Annotated in this window: 16 protein-coding genes; 14 read left to right on the top strand and 2 right to left on the bottom strand. The window is 60.8% G+C overall.

Annotated features, from left to right (window positions below; all coding sequences use genetic code 11):
• Positions 1-167: 167 nt before the first annotated feature.
• From ACA071_RS27750 to ACA071_RS27740, 3 genes are read left to right on the top strand one after another with little or no spacing between them, the layout of a single operon-like run.
• Complete coding sequence (locus tag ACA071_RS27750) at positions 168-530, top strand: CidA/LrgA family protein (protein ID WP_497641976.1); 363 nt, start codon at positions 168-170, stop codon at positions 528-530.
• The gene (locus ACA071_RS27745; RefSeq protein ID WP_497641975.1) at positions 527-1,243 is read left to right on the top strand and encodes an LrgB family protein; all 717 of its coding nucleotides are present in this window, start codon (positions 527-529) and stop codon (positions 1,241-1,243) included. Before ACA071_RS27750 ends, ACA071_RS27745 begins: the two co-directional genes overlap by 4 nt.
• A gap of 10 nt (positions 1,244-1,253) precedes the next feature.
• The gene (locus ACA071_RS27740; protein WP_090179434.1) at positions 1,254-1,844 is read left to right on the top strand and encodes an LON peptidase substrate-binding domain-containing protein; all 591 of its coding nucleotides are present in this window, start codon (positions 1,254-1,256) and stop codon (positions 1,842-1,844) included.
• 157 nt (positions 1,845-2,001) lie between these two features.
• Here ACA071_RS27740 and ACA071_RS27735 read toward each other — a convergent pair whose 3' ends face one another.
• Positions 2,002-3,318, bottom strand: coding sequence for a bifunctional DedA family/phosphatase PAP2 family protein (locus tag ACA071_RS27735; protein WP_497641974.1), 1,317 nt, complete (start codon positions 3,316-3,318; stop codon positions 2,002-2,004).
• A 137-nt stretch (positions 3,319-3,455) separates the two neighbouring features.
• Positions 3,456-4,151 (bottom strand): DNA-3-methyladenine glycosylase, encoded by a 696-nt coding sequence (locus ACA071_RS27730; protein WP_497641973.1) that lies wholly within the window; start codon positions 4,149-4,151, stop codon positions 3,456-3,458.
• 176 nt (positions 4,152-4,327) lie between these two features.
• Between ACA071_RS27730 and ACA071_RS27725 the strand changes: the two genes are divergently transcribed.
• The 11 genes from ACA071_RS27725 (at position 4,328) to lipB (ending at position 14,754) form a co-directional block, all read left to right on the top strand.
• A complete protein-coding gene (locus ACA071_RS27725) occupies positions 4,328-5,599 on the top strand; it encodes a glutamate-5-semialdehyde dehydrogenase (protein ID WP_497641972.1) in 1,272 nt (423 codons plus the stop codon).
• Position 5,600: 1 nt separating this feature from the next.
• Positions 5,601-6,290: a nicotinate-nucleotide adenylyltransferase gene (gene nadD / locus ACA071_RS27720; protein WP_497641971.1), complete on the top strand. Its 690-nt coding sequence runs from the start codon at positions 5,601-5,603 to the stop codon at positions 6,288-6,290.
• Between the two features lie 72 nt (positions 6,291-6,362).
• A complete protein-coding gene (gene rsfS, locus ACA071_RS27715) occupies positions 6,363-6,857 on the top strand; it encodes a ribosome silencing factor (protein WP_133837580.1) in 495 nt (164 codons plus the stop codon).
• A 9-nt stretch (positions 6,858-6,866) separates the two neighbouring features.
• Positions 6,867-7,334 carry a 23S rRNA (pseudouridine(1915)-N(3))-methyltransferase RlmH gene (gene rlmH / locus ACA071_RS27710; RefSeq protein WP_007937439.1) on the top strand — a complete coding sequence of 156 codons (468 nt, stop codon included), beginning with the start codon at positions 6,867-6,869 and terminating at the stop codon, positions 7,332-7,334.
• Positions 7,335-7,344: 10 nt separating this feature from the next.
• On the top strand, positions 7,345-9,240 hold the full coding sequence (gene mrdA, locus ACA071_RS27705; protein ID WP_497641970.1) for a penicillin-binding protein 2: 1,896 nt from the start codon (positions 7,345-7,347) through the stop codon (positions 9,238-9,240).
• 31 nt (positions 9,241-9,271) lie between these two features.
• Positions 9,272-10,375: a rod shape-determining protein RodA gene (rodA, locus tag ACA071_RS27700; RefSeq protein ID WP_166656017.1), complete on the top strand. Its 1,104-nt coding sequence runs from the start codon at positions 9,272-9,274 to the stop codon at positions 10,373-10,375.
• 17 nt (positions 10,376-10,392) lie between these two features.
• On the top strand, positions 10,393-11,400 hold the full coding sequence (gene mltB / locus ACA071_RS27695) for a lytic murein transglycosylase B (protein ID WP_169372924.1): 1,008 nt from the start codon (positions 10,393-10,395) through the stop codon (positions 11,398-11,400).
• Complete coding sequence (locus ACA071_RS27690) at positions 11,400-12,413, top strand: septal ring lytic transglycosylase RlpA family protein (protein WP_497641969.1); 1,014 nt, start codon at positions 11,400-11,402, stop codon at positions 12,411-12,413. The genes mltB and ACA071_RS27690 overlap by 1 nt, the downstream gene beginning before the upstream one ends.
• Before the next feature lie 180 nt (positions 12,414-12,593).
• The gene (locus ACA071_RS27685; RefSeq protein ID WP_149660886.1) at positions 12,594-13,751 is read left to right on the top strand and encodes a D-alanyl-D-alanine carboxypeptidase family protein; all 1,158 of its coding nucleotides are present in this window, start codon (positions 12,594-12,596) and stop codon (positions 13,749-13,751) included.
• Between the two features lie 80 nt (positions 13,752-13,831).
• A complete protein-coding gene (locus ACA071_RS27680; protein WP_054052426.1) occupies positions 13,832-14,107 on the top strand; it encodes a DUF493 domain-containing protein in 276 nt (91 codons plus the stop codon).
• Positions 14,107-14,754: a lipoyl(octanoyl) transferase LipB gene (gene lipB, locus ACA071_RS27675; protein ID WP_169372926.1), complete on the top strand. Its 648-nt coding sequence runs from the start codon at positions 14,107-14,109 to the stop codon at positions 14,752-14,754. The genes ACA071_RS27680 and lipB overlap by 1 nt, the downstream gene beginning before the upstream one ends.

The following is a 14,754-nucleotide window of genomic DNA, read 5'->3' as shown; positions in this document are numbered from 1 at the left end:
AGTTTTGAGGTGGGGGGATTTGACCTCCCGGAGTACCACTTTAGATCAACATGGCAAATTGCTCCGGTCAACTGACCATGCTTTTGGCGAATGCCGGTCTATAGCGTTGGCGTGCTTATAATGCCCGGACCCTTTTTGGTGGGGACAACGCGTGGGGAGATTGCTGGATGTTGTTACGTGGCCTGACCTGGCTGGTGCTGTTCCAATTGCTGGGCACAGCCATCAACCACCTGTTTTTGCCGGTGCTGCCGGGGCCGATTGTCGGCCTGCTGCTGTTGCTGGTGTTCCTGATCTGTCGTGGCGAGGTCGGTGAGCCACTGAACCTGGCCGCCAGCAGCCTGCTGCGTTACCTGCCGTTGTTGCTGGTGCCGCCGGCGGTGGGTGTGATGGTTTACGCCAAGGACATTGCCGCGGACTTCTGGGCCATCACCGGCGCGTTGGTGTTGTCATTGGTGCTGTCCATGGCCTTCGTCGGCGTGCTGATGCAGCGTCTGGTCAAGCGCCACGCCCATCGTGGAGATCGCCCATGATCCTCGATTGGCAGGGCGCTCTCGACTCGGTGATTCACCATCCGCTGTTCGGCATCGGCATTACCCTCGGCGCTTATCAACTGGTGCTCGCGGCATTCGAGAAAACCCGCTGGATCTTCCTGCAACCGGTGCTGGTTTCCATGCTGCTGGTGATCGGCGTCTTGGTAGGCTGCGGTCTTACCTATGCCGAGTATCGCAAGAGCACCGAGATCCTCAGCATCCTGCTCGGCCCCGCCACGGTTGCATTGGCGGTGCCGCTGTACTTGAATCTGCGACGGATTCGGCAGTTGTTCTGGCCGATTTTTACTACGCTGGTGATAGGCGGCGTGGTCGCCACCGGCATGGGCGTGTTGCTGGGGTGGTGGTTCGGCGCCGAACACATGATCCTGATGACCATGGCGCCCAAATCCGTGACTTCGCCGATCGCCATGTTGGTGGCCGAGCAAATCGGTGGCGTCGCGGCGCTGGCGGCGGTGTTTGTGCTGATTACTGGCGTGATCGGTGCGATTTTCGGCCCGAGTCTTTTGACCCGGCTCGGTGTCCATAGCCCGGAGGCCCGCGGCATGGCCCTGGGGATGACCGCCCACGCGGTCGGCACGTCGGTGGCGCTGCAGGAAAGTGAAGAGTGCGGCGCCTTCGCGGCGCTGGCGATGAGTCTGATGGGCGTAGCCACGGCGGTGTTCCTGCCGTTGGCCGTGTCGATGGTGGTGTAAGGAAATGTCTATGAGCTTGCCGCTTTTTCCGCTGAACACGGTGCTGTTTCCCGGTTGCATCCTCGACTTGCAGATTTTCGAGGCGCGCTACCTGGACATGATCAGCCGCTGCATGAAACAAGGCAGCGGCTTCGGCGTGGTGTGCATCCTCGACGGCGAGGAGGTCGGCATCGCCCCGGCGGGTTACGCGCTGGTGGGCTGTGAAGCACTGATTACCGATTTCAAGCAGCAGGACAACGGCCTGCTGGGGATTCGGGTGCAGGGTGGGCGGCGTTTTCATGTATTGCGCTCCGAAGTCCAGCGCGATCACCTGACCGTTGCCGACGTCGAGTGGCTAGAAGACGAACCTGAACAACCGCTGCAAGATGAGGACGCCGACCTGGTCGCCTTGCTCAAGGCTCTGGCCGAACACCCGATGGTCGAAGCGCTGAACATGGGCACCGAAGCGACCGGGCAACAGTCACTGGCCAATCAGTTGGCGTATCTTTTGCCTTTCGCTGAAGTGGACAAAATCGACCTGCTGCAACTCGATGATCCGCAGCAACGGCTGGATGCGATTCAGGCGTTACTGGATGAATTGCAGGGCGAGTTGTTTGCCTGACAGGCGCTTGTAGCCGCTGCCGAGCCCGCGAGGCTGCGTTCGAGGACGAAGTCCTCGCAAATCCTGTAAATGCGGTTTGCCTGAATGGCGACTGCTGCGCAGCCGAACGCAGTCTCGCGGGCTCGGCAGCTGCTACAGGGTTGCGATCTTTTGATCTTTAGTAGGCGTAACGCAACATCGTGTGCGGCAAATGCCGCAACGCAAAGAAGGCAAACAGCGCCAGCAATGACGGCAGCACCAACCACCAAACCTTCGGCGGCATGGCATTGAGTGGCGTCTGGCGTTGACTCAGCCACAGGCCCGCCGCACAGACACACGCCGCCAGCATCGCGCCGGCCAGCACGTCCGTTGGCCAATGCGCGCCGAGGTAGACCCGCGACAGGGCAATCGACAGCGCCGGCAGGCAGCCCAGCAGCAGCCAGGTCAAACGCATACGCGGTGGTTGTCCACGTCCGGCCAGGACTGCGAGGCACAAGAACAGCGCGAACGAGCCGGAGGCGTGGCCACTGGGCATGCTGTAACTGGTGAGTGGATCAGTCAGCACTTCCGGGCGCACACGGGCGAAAAAATACTTGGTGCCGGTGTTGGCCAACGCAGTGACGAGCAAGGTGCCGCCGACAAAAATCGCCTGGCGCCATTGTCGGGAGAGCAACAGTAAGCCGGTCAGCAGCGCGCTGAACACCAGCATATTGCGGAATTCGCCGATCAGCGTGAAGGTTACGGCCACTTCATCGAGCATCGGGCTGCGGTGTTCCTGCACCAGGGTCATCACGCCCTGGTCGAGGGCGGTCAGGTGCGGATAGCCAATAAACAGTCCCAGCAAAATCAGCAGACCGAGGCCGGCAATATAAGCGGTGGCGTGGCGATGGCGACGCAGGCTGCTGGTGACGCTCAAGCCGATCATCACCGCGATGCTACCGGCGACGATCCCCGCTTCAGGCCAGAAACCTTCCGGCAATGGCAGGCGAATCGCCGCTCCCGTGGCCCATCCCGGCAGCAGATAGGCGATGCTCCAGCCCGCGGCGGCCAGCAGGCTGACGGCAGCGAAGCGCGGGAAGGGCATGTCGAACATCCCGGCGACCATTGGCAGCATCGGCCGCAAGGGGCCGATGAAGCGCCCGACCAACAGGCTGGCGATGCCATAGCGCTGGAAATAAGACTCGGCCCCGGCAATCCATTCCGGGTGATGTCGCAAGCCCGGCAGGCGCCGGATGTTCTGATGGAAATGTCGTCCCAGAAAGTACGAAACCACGTCACCCAGCAAGCCGCCGAGAAACCCCAGCAACAGCGTCTCGCCCAGCGACAACGCACCACTGCCGGCCAGCACCGCCACGGCAAACAGCAAAACGGTGCCCGGTACGATCAGCCCGGCAATCGCCAAACACTCCACGCAGGCCACTATGAACACCGCGGCGGCCAGCCACTGCGGATTGACCGTCAACCAGCCGGTGATGCTATCGAGCCATGGGCCCATACGTACAACTCCATCATTGTTCATAAACTCGTAGGAGCTGCCGAAGGCTGCGATCTGTTGATCTTGATTTTCAGCGGTATCGGAAAGGTCAAGATCAACAGATCGCAGCCTTCGGCAGCTCCTACAGGGAATTGGGTTTACAGCAAAAAATAATCGCGACCTTCGACCTGCCCCCGGCGTATCGGGTTCCGCGTGCAGTACGGCGCATATGCCGCATCGACGAAGCGGTACATCAGGTGTTCATCACGGCCATGGGGAATGCCCAAGCGGGTGGTTTGAATGATGTGGACGGGAGCGGGGCCGATGTCTTGCACCAGCAGCACTTCATGATCAAAGCGCTTGGCGTCCCAGACGGGCACCTTCAATCCCAGAGATTTGCACAGCAACGTCTGGCCGGCACAAAGTTTTTGCAAGGGGCGAGGGCGGCCTTGAGCGTCGGGGTTGTTCAACAGCATCTGCGCCAGGCTCGCCGGCCCGCTCAGTTCATCGACCCAAGGGTAGGCGGATTTGATCAGGACAGCGTTGCCCGGCCCCAGGGCGCTGAAGTTCAGCGAATCGCCGCCCCGGGCGTAATACATGTAGATGTGGCCGCCATCCAGAAACAAAGCCTTACGTTTTTCTGTGTAGCCGAGGGACGCATGGCTGCCTTTTTCTTCGCAGTAATAGGCTTCGGTCTCAATGATCCGGGCGCTAAGCCACAGGTCGCCGACCCGGTGACGGATGACTTTGCCCAGTAAATCCCGGGCCAGAACTTGGGCGTCGCGGTCGAAAAAAGCATCCGGCAGCGCCGTGGGCAGGGCTGAAAGGGAGGCGCGAACAGTCAGGTTGGACATGATGAACGGCGTTTATCAGGGCTGATTGAGCGGTGATGATAACAATTTGCAGCTTAATCACGGCTGAACGTCGGCAAATTGCCCTCCATTTCGACCATCCGCCCGTCACCGCTGTTAGTCAGGGGACGCGACAGCTATAATCTGCCGCTTTCATCTTTGCCAAGATCCCATCAGACATGACTGAGTCCGTCCTCGACTACATGACCCGCCTGGGTCGCGCTGCTCGCGAAGCGTCGCGCATCATCGGCCGTGCCAGCACTGCGCAGAAAAACCGCGCGTTGCAGGCTGCCGCCAATGCGCTGGACGCCGCGCGTGCCGAGTTGACGGCGGCCAATGAGCTGGATCTGGCCGCTGGTCGGGCCAATGGGCTTGAGGCTGCGTTGCTGGAGCGCCTGGCGCTGACCCCGGCGCGCATCGACGGCATGATCGTCGGTCTGCGCCAGGTCGCGGCCCTGCCGGACCCGGTTGGCGCGATCCGCGACATGAGCTTTCGCCCGTCGGGCATTCAGGTCGGCAAGATGCGTGTGCCATTGGGCGTGATCGGAATCATCTACGAATCCCGGCCGAACGTGACCATCGATGCCGCCAGCCTGTGCCTGAAGTCCGGCAACGCCACCATCCTGCGTGGCGGCTCCGAAGCGATACATTCCAACCGTGCCATTGCCGCCTGCATCCAGCGCGGCCTGGCCGAAGCCGAACTGCCGGCCGCCGTGGTGCAAGTGGTCGAAACCACTGACCGTGCTGCCGTTGGCGCGCTGATCACCATGCCGGAGTACGTGGACGTCATCGTGCCGCGCGGTGGCAAAGGTTTGATCGAACGGGTCAGCCGCGACGCCCGCGTGCCAGTGATCAAACACCTGGACGGCATTTGCCACGTTTACGTCAGTGCCCACGCCGATCTGGCGAAAGCCCAGCGCATCGCCTTCAATGCCAAGACTTACCGATATGGCATCTGCGGCGCGATGGAAACCCTGCTGGTGGATCAAACCGTTGCCAAGGATTTCCTGCCGTCGATGGCTGCCCAGTTCCGCGAAAAAGGCGTCGAATTGCGGGGTTGCGAGCGTACGCAGGCGATCATTGATGCCGTGGCGGCGACTGAAGAAGACTGGTCTACCGAATACCTGGCGCCGATTCTGTCGATCCGCGTCGTCGATGGGCTGGACCAGGCCATCGAGCACATCAACAAATACGGCTCCCATCACACCGATTCCATCGTCAGTGAAAATCTCGCTGACACCCGGCGTTTTGTGGCCGAAGTCGACTCATCGTCGGTGATGATCAACACCCCGACCTGCTTCGCCGATGGTTTTGAATACGGATTGGGTGCCGAGATTGGCATTTCTACTGATAAGCTGCACGCCCGCGGTCCGGTGGGCCTCGAAGGTCTGACCTGCGAGAAGTACATCGTGGTCGGTGACGGCCAGTTGCGCGGACAGGAGTCGGTCTGACTTGGGCGACCTCGACCCGTCAGCCCCGGTCACTGTCGGTAAGGCTGAGCCTCGACGCATTGGCGTGCTGGGCGGAACCTTCGACCCGGTGCACATCGGCCATTTGCGCGGTGCACTGGAAGTCGCCGAATCCTTGGGCCTCGATGAGCTGCGTCTGACACCCAGTGCCAGACCGCCCCATCGGGACGCGCCGCAGGTGTCGGCCAAGGATCGTCTGGCGATGGTCGAGTGCGCGGTGGCCGGTGTGGCACCGTTGGTGGTGGACGCCCGCGAATTGCAGCGGGACAAACCGTCCTACACTATCGATACCCTGGAATTGATGCGCGCTGAAATGGCCGCGGATACCCAGGTTTTTCTACTTTTGGGCTGGGACGCATTTTGCGGCCTGCCCACTTGGCACCGCTGGGAAGAGTTGCTCCAGCATTGCCACATCCTGGTGCTGCAACGCCCGGATGCCGACAGCGAACCGCCGGATGCCTTGCGCAATCTGTTGGCGGCACGCTCGGTGAGCGACCCGCTGGCCCTCAAAGGGCCGAGCGGACAGATTGCATTCGTCTGGCAGACGCCGCTCGCGGTATCCGCCACCCAGATCCGTCAACTGCTGGCCAGCGGTAAGTCGGTACGTTTCCTGGTGCCCGACGCGGTCCTGGCCTACATCGATGCGCACGGTCTCTACCGTGCGTCGAACTGAAAAGAGGGCCGCTTCAAGGCACGTAATGACGTGTATTGAAGCGCCCGAACATACGAGCAAAACGAGTTTTATATGACGAACAAAGACGTAACTAAAGTAAAGCGCAAAGGCACGTTCAAGAGCGCCCCGCTGCCTGAGCCGGTTCTCACCACCGAGCCGCTGAAGGGTGATGAGCTGGTCAAGGTTGCCGTGGCCGCCCTGGAAGACGTCAAGGGCCAGGACATCCAGGTCATCGACGTTCGTGAAAAGCAGAGCATCACTGACTACATGATCATCGCTACCGGTACCTCCAACCGCCAGATCGGCGCGATGCTGGACAAGGTTCGCGAAGCCGTCAAAGCCCTGGGCGTCAAGCCACTGGGTGAAGAAGGCAAGGGCGACAGCGACTGGGTCCTGCTGGATATGGACGACGTGATCGTGCACATGATGACCGCTTCGGCTCGTCAGTTTTACGACCTCGAGCGTCTCTGGTCCGGTGCCGAGCAGAGCCGTGCGCTGAACGCGGCTCACCACAGCCCGGAAAACACCCACGAGCATTTCATCAAGCTCAACAAAGACCAGTTGTAAGGGACCGCTGTGCGACTGCGACTGATCGCCGTCGGTTCACGCATGCCCAAGTGGGTGGAAGAAGGCTGGCATGAATATGCCAAGCGTCTTCCGTCCGAGCTGGCGCTGGAACTGGTGGAAATACCGCTCAACACCCGTGGCAAGAACGCCGACGTGGCGCGCTTCATCCGTCAGGAAGGCGAAGCCATGCTGGCCAAGGTCGGGCCGAACGAGCGGGTTGTCACCCTCGAAGTCCACGGCAAGCCCTGGAGTACCGAGCAACTGGCGGTCGAACTCGATCGCTGGCGGCTGGACTCGCGCACGGTGAATTTCATGGTCGGCGGCCCCGAAGGGCTGGCGCCGGAAGTCTGTGCCCGGGCTGATCAGCGCTGGTCGTTGTCACCGTTGACGTTGCCGCACCCACTGGTGCGGATTCTGATCGGCGAACAGTTGTATCGTGCCTGGACAGTGCTGTCCGGCCACCCTTACCACAAGTAGTTTTGCCCTCATGTCCCAGCCGATCCGCATCAAGGACCACGAAAAAGACGCCCGTCTGGTGCGTGGCCGCGTCGTGTTCGGGGCAATTGCGGTGGTGGCGCTGATCTGCGTGCTGATCGCACGGCTGTATTTCCTCCAGGTCATCCAGTACGAGTACCACTCGACTCTGTCGGAAAACAACCGCGTCCATGTGCAGCCGATTCCGCCCACCCGTGGGCTGATCTTCGACCGTAATGGCGTGGTGGTGGCCGATAACAGGCCCAGCTTCAGTCTGAGCATGACGCGCGAGCGCTCCGGCGACTGGCAGCAAGTGCTCGACGTGATCGTCCAGGTGCTGGAACTGACGCCCGAGGATCGGGTGATCTTCGAGAAACGCATGAAGCAGGGGCGCCGGCCATTCGAGCCGGTGCCGATCCTGTTCGAGCTGACCGAAGAGCAGATCGCCCGGATCGCGGTGAATCAGTTCCGGCTGCCGGGTGTGGAAGTGGTCGCGCAACTGGTGCGGCATTACCCGCAGGGCGCGCACTTTGCGCACTCCGTGGGTTACATGGGCCGGATCAACGAGAAAGAGCTGAAATCCCTCGACCCGGTCAATTACAGCGGCACTCACCACATCGGCAAGACCGGTATCGAGCGCTTCTACGAGCCCGAACTGCACGGCCAGGTGGGTTACGAAGAAGTCGAGACCAACGCTCGGGGCCGCGTATTGCGCGTTCTCAAGCGTACCGATCCGATTCCCGGCAAGGACATCGTCCTGAGCCTGGACATCAAATTGCAGGAAGCCGCCGAGTTGGCACTCGGTGGTCGCCGTGGTGCGGTGGTGGCGCTGGACCCGGCAACCGGCGAAGTGCTGGCGATGGTCAGTCAGCCGAGCTTCGACCCGAACCTGTTCGTCACCGGCATCAGCTTCAAGGCCTATGCCGAGTTGCGCGATTCGATTGACCGGCCGCTGTTCAACCGCGTACTGCGCGGCCTGTACCCGCCGGGCTCGACCATCAAGCCCGCGGTGGCGATTGCCGGCCTGGATTCCGGTGTGGTCACGGCCTCGACCCGCGTGTTCGACCCGGGTTACTACCAACTGCCCAACTACGATCACAAATACCGTAACTGGAACCGTACCGGCGACGGCTACGTGGACCTGGACACGGCGATCATGCGTTCCAACGACACCTACTTCTATGACCTGGCCCACAAGCTGGGCATCGATCGGTTGTCCTCGTATATGGGCAAGTTCGGCATTGGCCAGAAGGTTTCCCTGGACATGTTCGAAGAGTCGCCGGGGCTGATGCCGTCCCGCGAGTGGAAGCGTGCGACCCGGCGTCAGGCCTGGTTCCCGGGCGAAACCCTGATTCTGGGGATCGGTCAGGGCTACATGCAGTCCACGCCGCTGCAACTGGCGCAAGCCACGGCGCTGGTCGCCAACAAAGGCGTCTGGAACCGTCCGCACCTGGCCAAGACTGTCGAAGGCGAAAAGCCCAAGGATGAAGATCCGATGCCGGACATCGTCCTGCGCGACCCGTCCGACTGGACCAAGGTCAACCACGGCATGCAGCAAGTGATGCACGGTGCTCGCGGTACTGCGCGTAAAGCGGCGATCGGTTCGCAATACCGGATTGCCGGCAAAAGCGGTACGGCCCAGGTGGTCGCGATCAAGCAGGGCGAGAAGTACGACCGCTCCAAGGTTCAGGAGCGCCACCGCGACCACGCCTTGTTCGTCGGCTTCGCGCCGGCCGACAACCCGAAAATCGTGGTGTCGGTGATGGTCGAGAACGGCGAGTCCGGTTCCGGCGTCGCCGCGCCGGTCGTGCGACAAGTGATGGATGCCTGGCTCCTGGACCAGGAAGGCCGACTCAAACCGGAATACGCCGGCCCTATCAGCGCGGAGGCTACGGCCCGTGAAGAGTAATTTCGATCGCATCCTCTCCAGTGAGGACGTGATGCGTCGCCGGGCGACGCTGTTGCAACGCCTGCACATTGATGGCCCATTGCTGATCCTGCTGCTGACCCTCGCCGCCGGCAGCCTGTTCGTGCTGTATTCGGCCAGTGGCAAGAGCTGGGACCTGCTGGCCAAGCAAGCCACCTCATTCGGCATCGGCCTGGTGTCGATGATCGTCATCGCCCAGTTCGAACCGCGTTTCATGGCCCGTTGGGTGCCGATCGGCTATGTGCTCGGCGTGCTGTTGCTGGTGGTGGTGGACGTCATGGGCCACAACGCCATGGGTGCCACGCGCTGGATCAACATCCCCGGGGTGATCCGCTTCCAGCCTTCGGAATTCATGAAGATCCTGATGCCGGCGACCATCGCCTGGTACTTGTCCAAACGCACCTTGCCGCCACAGCTCAAGCACGTGGGTGTCAGTCTGTTCCTGATCGGCTTGCCGTTTATCCTGATCGTCCGTCAGCCGGACCTCGGCACTTCGCTGCTGATCCTTGCCGGCGGTGCATTCGTGCTGTTCATGGGCGGCCTGCGCTGGCGCTGGATCCTCAGCGTGATCGCCGCGGCGGTGCCGGTGGCGGTGGCGATGTGGTTCTTCATCATGCACGACTACCAGAAGCAGCGAATCCTGACCTTCCTCGACCCGGAAAGCGATCCGTTGGGCACTGGCTGGAACATCATTCAGTCCAAGGCGGCCATCGGTTCCGGTGGCGTATTCGGCAAGGGCTGGTTGCTGGGCACCCAGTCGCACCTGGACTTCCTGCCGGAAAGCCACACCGACTTCATTATTGCGGTGCTGGGCGAGGAATTCGGCCTGGTGGGCATTTGTGCATTGCTGCTGATTTACTTGTTGTTGATCGGTCGCGGGCTGGTGATTACCGCCCAGGCCCAGACATTGTTCGGCAAATTGCTCGCGGGCAGCCTGACTATGACGTTTTTTGTTTACGTTTTCGTCAACATCGGTATGGTCAGTGGCCTGTTGCCGGTTGTGGGGGTGCCGTTGCCGTTCATTAGCTACGGAGGAACTTCGCTGGTGACGCTGCTGTCAGCGTTTGGGGTTTTGATGTCGATCCATACCCATCGTAAGTGGATCGCACAGGTTTGAATAAGGTGAAGATTTCAATGCAAGCAATGCGTGGCTGGGCGACTCGATACGCGCCGTGGGTCGGCCTGGTAGGCATCCTTGGTACCGCAGAAACGCGGGCCGGCGATTACGAAGGCTCACCCCAGGTGGCCGAATTCGTCGGTGAAATGACCCGCGACTACGGCTTTGCCGGTGAACAGCTGATGGGCGTGTTCCGCGAAGCCGCGCGCAAGCAGGCGATCCTGGACGCCATTTCCAAACCCGCCGAACGGGTTAAACAGTGGAACGAATATCGCCCGATGTTCATCACTGACGCGCGCATTGCCCGCGGTGTGGACTTCTGGCGCCAGCACGAGGCGGTATTGGCCCGTGCCGAGCAGGAATACGGCGTGCCGGCCCAGGTGATTGTCTCGATCATCGGCGTTGAAACCTTTTTCGGCCGCAATACCGGCAATTACCGGGTGATCGACGCATTGTCGACCCTGGGTTTCGACTATCCTCCCCGTGCCGAATTCTTCCGCAAGGAATTGCGTGAATTCCTGCTGCTGGCCCGGGAAGAGCAGGTTGATCCGTTGACCCTCAAGGGCTCCTACGCCGGTGCCATGGGGCTGCCGCAGTTCATGCCGAGCAGTTTTCGCGCCTATGCGGTGGACTTCGACGGTGACGGCCACATTAATATCTGGACCAATCCGGACGACGCCATTGGCAGTGTCGCCAGTTATTTCAAGCGTCACGGCTGGGTCGCCGGCGAGCCTGTGGTCAGCCGCGCCGATGTGCGTGGCGATCAGGTGGACGAGGGTTTGACCACCGGCATCGAGCCGACGAAAACCGTCGGGGAGTTGCGGGCGTTGGGGTGGTCGAGTCATGATGCGCTGCGCGATGATATGCCGGTCACCGCTTTCCGCCTGGAAGGTGACAATGGCCCCGAGTACTGGATGGGCCTGAAGAATTTTTACGCGATCACGCGTTATAACCGCAGCGTGATGTACGCCATGGCCGTACATCAACTGTCTGAACAGCTGGTCCAAGCACGGGGCGTCAAGTAATGCGGGCATTGCCTATGAATAAACCCCTGAAGCTGATGGCATACGCCGCGTTGGCGATGTTGGTCGCCAGTTGTACGACCAGCCGCGCGCCGACCCAGAAGTCGCCCTCCACCGCCGTGCGTGCTACGCCGGGGCTGGACATCAACCGCGCGCACAAAGACGGCGCGCCATGGTGGGACGTCGACGTGTCGCGCATCCCGGATGCCACGCCGACCCTGCACAGCGGCCCTTATAAAGCCAACCCGTACACCGTGCTGGGCAAGACCTATTTCCCGCTGCAAGAGTCCAAGACCTACGTCGCCTCGGGCACGGCGTCGTGGTACGGCACCAAGTTCCACGGCCAGAACACCGCCAATGGCGAGGTGTATGACCTGTACGGCATGAGTGCCGCACACAAGACGTTACCGCTGCCGAGTTACGTTCGGGTGACCAACCTGGACAACAACAAGAGCGTGGTCCTGCGGGTCAACGACCGTGGGCCGTTCTACTCGGACCGCATCATTGACTTGTCCTATGCGGCCGCCAAAAAACTCGGTTATGCCGAAATCGGTACGGCACGAGTCAAGGTTGAAGGTATCGATCCGCAACAGTGGTGGGCCGCCAAAGGCCGTCCGGCGCCGTTGATGCTCAATGAGCCGCAAGTAGCGCAAAATGCCGCGCCGACCATTACCGCTTCGGCGGGGACGGTTGAGCAATGGACGCCACCGCCGCAGCAGCATGCGTCGGACACCGTACCTGTGCAGATCAATGCAAAAAAAAACGCTTCTGTACCAGCCTCTGGCCAGTATCTGCAGGTGGGCGCGTTCGCCAACCCGGACGCTGCAGAGCTCCTGAGATCGAAGCTCAGCGGGATGGTGAGCGCTCCGGTGTTCATCAGCTCGATCGTGCGCAACCAACAGACACTGCATCGGGTACGCCTGGGGCCGATCGGTTCGCAGGGTGAAATCCAGCAAGTGCAGAACAGTGTGCGATTGGCCAATCTCGGTTCGCCGAGCCTGGTTACCGCCGAGTAATACGCAGTACTTGATTGAGGGTTCGCTTGCGGTTTGGGGGGCGGACCTGGTTGTTGGCTCGTTAAGAACAAAAGCCCGGCAAGGGTTACAGAGTGAGCAACTGAACACGCGACAACCCATTAAAGGTTGTCTGATTAGTTTTGCCTTTGGGCAGTTCCCATTAGCGATTTCGAGAGACGGATGAACATCACCACCTTTGCCAAACGCCTGTGCCTGTTAGTCCCGCTGTTCATCACGCCTGCCGCTTTTGCGGTAGAAATGATGCCGTCGCCACCGCAACTGGCCGCCAAATCCTACGTGCTCATGGACGCCAGCAGTGGCAACGTGCTGGTAGAGAACAACGGTGACCAGCGTCTGCCGCCAGCCAGCCTGACCAAACTGATGACCGCGTACATTGCGACGCTGGAAATCCGTCGTGGCCAGATCGGCGAAAACGACCCGGTGACCGTCAGCGAAAACGCCTGGCGTACCGGCGGTTCGCGGATGTTCATCAAGGTTGGCTCGCAGGTCACTGTCAGCGACCTGCTGCACGGCATCATCATTCAGTCGGGTAACGACGCCAGTGTTGCGCTCTCCGAGCACATCGCCGGCAGCGAAGACGCGTTCGCCGACATGATGAACAAGACGGCCGGCGACCTGGGCATGACCAACAGCCACTTCATGAACCCGACCGGCCTGCCGAACCCTGAGCACTATTCGTCGGCTCACGACATGTCGTTGCTGGCTCGCGCGATCATCCACGAAGACCCGGCTCACTACGCGATCTACTCGCAGAAAGAGTTCTTCTGGAACGGCATCAAGCAGCCTAACCGCAACCTGCTGCTGTGGCGCGACAAGACCGTCGATGGTCTGAAAACCGGTCACACCGACGAAGCCGGCTACTGCATGGTGTCTTCGGCCGTACGTGATGGCATGCGCCTGATCGCCGTGGTGTTCGGCACCAACAGCGAAGTGGCTCGCGCCTCCGAAACCCAGAAACTGCTGACCTACGGTTTCCGCTTCTTCGAAACCCAGACCTTCTATCAGAAAGGCGCCGAGCTGGCTCAGGCCCCTGTCTGGAAAGGCACCACCAATCAAGTCAAGGCCGGCCTGGCTGAAGACCTGACCATGACCCTGCCAAAAGGCCAGCTGAAAAAGCTCGCTGCCAGCATGACCATGAACCCGCAACTGGTTGCGCCAATCGCCAAGGGCGACGTGATCGGTAAAGTCGAAGTGAAACTGGACGACAAGGTTGTGCACAGCGCTGACCTGATCGCTCTGGACGCGGTCGACGAGGGTGGTATCTTCCGCCGCATGTGGGATAGCATCCGTCTATTCTTCTACGGCTTGTTCAACTGAATTAGTGTGGACTTGCATGACCCCGTTCCAATCCGGAGCGGGGTCATGTCCGTTGCCACGGCTTACGAGGCCGTTACGCCATGACAGATACCGAAGTAAAGGCGCCAAAGATCGAATTCCCTGCCAATGATTACCCGATCAAAGTGATCGGCGACACCATTGTGGACATCAAGCAAAAGATCATCGATATCGTCAAGAAACACGCGACGATCAACGATGAGAAGGTGGACGAACGCCAGAGCAGCAACGGCAAGTACACCACCATCCAGTTGCACATCATCGCCACCGGTCAAGATCAGCTGTACGACATCAACAGCGAGTTGCGGGCTACCGGTTTCGTGCACATGGTGCTGTGATGTCTGGCACGCTGGGCTTTCGTGAGCTCGGCCAGATGGCTTACGAGCCGGTCTGGCATGCCATGCAGCGCTTCACCAACGAACGCGGCACTGACGCCGCGGACGAGATCTGGCTGGTGGAACACCCGCCAGTGTTCACTCAGGGCCAGGCCGGCAAGGCTGAGCATCTGTTGCTGCCGGGCGATATTCCGGTGGTGCAGGTCGATCGCGGTGGTCAAGTGACTTACCACGGTCCCGGTCAGTTGGTGGCCTACCTGTTGCTGGATGTGCGCAAACTGGGTTTCGGCGTGCGTGACCTGGTCACTCGCATGGAACACTGCCTGATCGAGTTACTGGCCAGCTACGGCGTCACCGCCGCGGCCAAGCCGGATGCACCGGGTGTCTACGTCGACGGGGCAAAAATTGCTTCGCTGGGGCTGCGGATCCGCCATGGATGCTCTTTTCATGGCCTGGCCCTGAACGTGGACATGAACCTGGAACCGTTTCGACGGATTAATCCCTGCGGCTACGCCGGGCTGGCGATGACCCAGCTGAGCGATCACGCAGGATCGATTGAATTTGCCGAGGTAAGTGCCCGGCTGCGCGCGCAGCTCGTCAAACACCTCGACTATGCTGAGCAGACGACCCTAACGGGCGGAATCGACTGA

Source organism: Pseudomonas sp. LBUM1646 (assembly GCF_059716165.1).
This window is presented reverse-complemented; position numbering and strand designations above follow the sequence as displayed.

Coding starts and splice junctions, on each gene's coding strand:
- ACA071_RS27745 (WP_497641975.1), top strand. CDS start 527: ATGATCCTCGATTGGCAGGGCGCTCTCGACTCGGTGATTCACCATCCG.
- ACA071_RS27740 (WP_090179434.1), top strand. CDS start 1,254: ATGAGCTTGCCGCTTTTTCCGCTGAACACGGTGCTGTTTCCCGGTTGC.
- ACA071_RS27750 (WP_497641976.1), top strand. CDS start 168: ATGTTGTTACGTGGCCTGACCTGGCTGGTGCTGTTCCAATTGCTGGGC.
- ACA071_RS27690 (WP_497641969.1), top strand. CDS start 11,400: ATGCGGGCATTGCCTATGAATAAACCCCTGAAGCTGATGGCATACGCC.
- lipB (WP_169372926.1), top strand. CDS start 14,107: ATGTCTGGCACGCTGGGCTTTCGTGAGCTCGGCCAGATGGCTTACGAG.
- rsfS (WP_133837580.1), top strand. CDS start 6,363: ATGACGAACAAAGACGTAACTAAAGTAAAGCGCAAAGGCACGTTCAAG.
- ACA071_RS27685 (WP_149660886.1), top strand. CDS start 12,594: ATGAACATCACCACCTTTGCCAAACGCCTGTGCCTGTTAGTCCCGCTG.
- rodA (WP_166656017.1), top strand. CDS start 9,272: ATGCGTCGCCGGGCGACGCTGTTGCAACGCCTGCACATTGATGGCCCA.
- ACA071_RS27680 (WP_054052426.1), top strand. CDS start 13,832: ATGACAGATACCGAAGTAAAGGCGCCAAAGATCGAATTCCCTGCCAAT.
- mltB (WP_169372924.1), top strand. CDS start 10,393: ATGCAAGCAATGCGTGGCTGGGCGACTCGATACGCGCCGTGGGTCGGC.
- ACA071_RS27725 (WP_497641972.1), top strand. CDS start 4,328: ATGACTGAGTCCGTCCTCGACTACATGACCCGCCTGGGTCGCGCTGCT.
- mrdA (WP_497641970.1), top strand. CDS start 7,345: ATGTCCCAGCCGATCCGCATCAAGGACCACGAAAAAGACGCCCGTCTG.
- ACA071_RS27730 (WP_497641973.1), bottom strand. CDS start 4,151: ATGTCCAACCTGACTGTTCGCGCCTCCCTTTCAGCCCTGCCCACGGCG.
- ACA071_RS27735 (WP_497641974.1), bottom strand. CDS start 3,318: ATGGGCCCATGGCTCGATAGCATCACCGGCTGGTTGACGGTCAATCCG.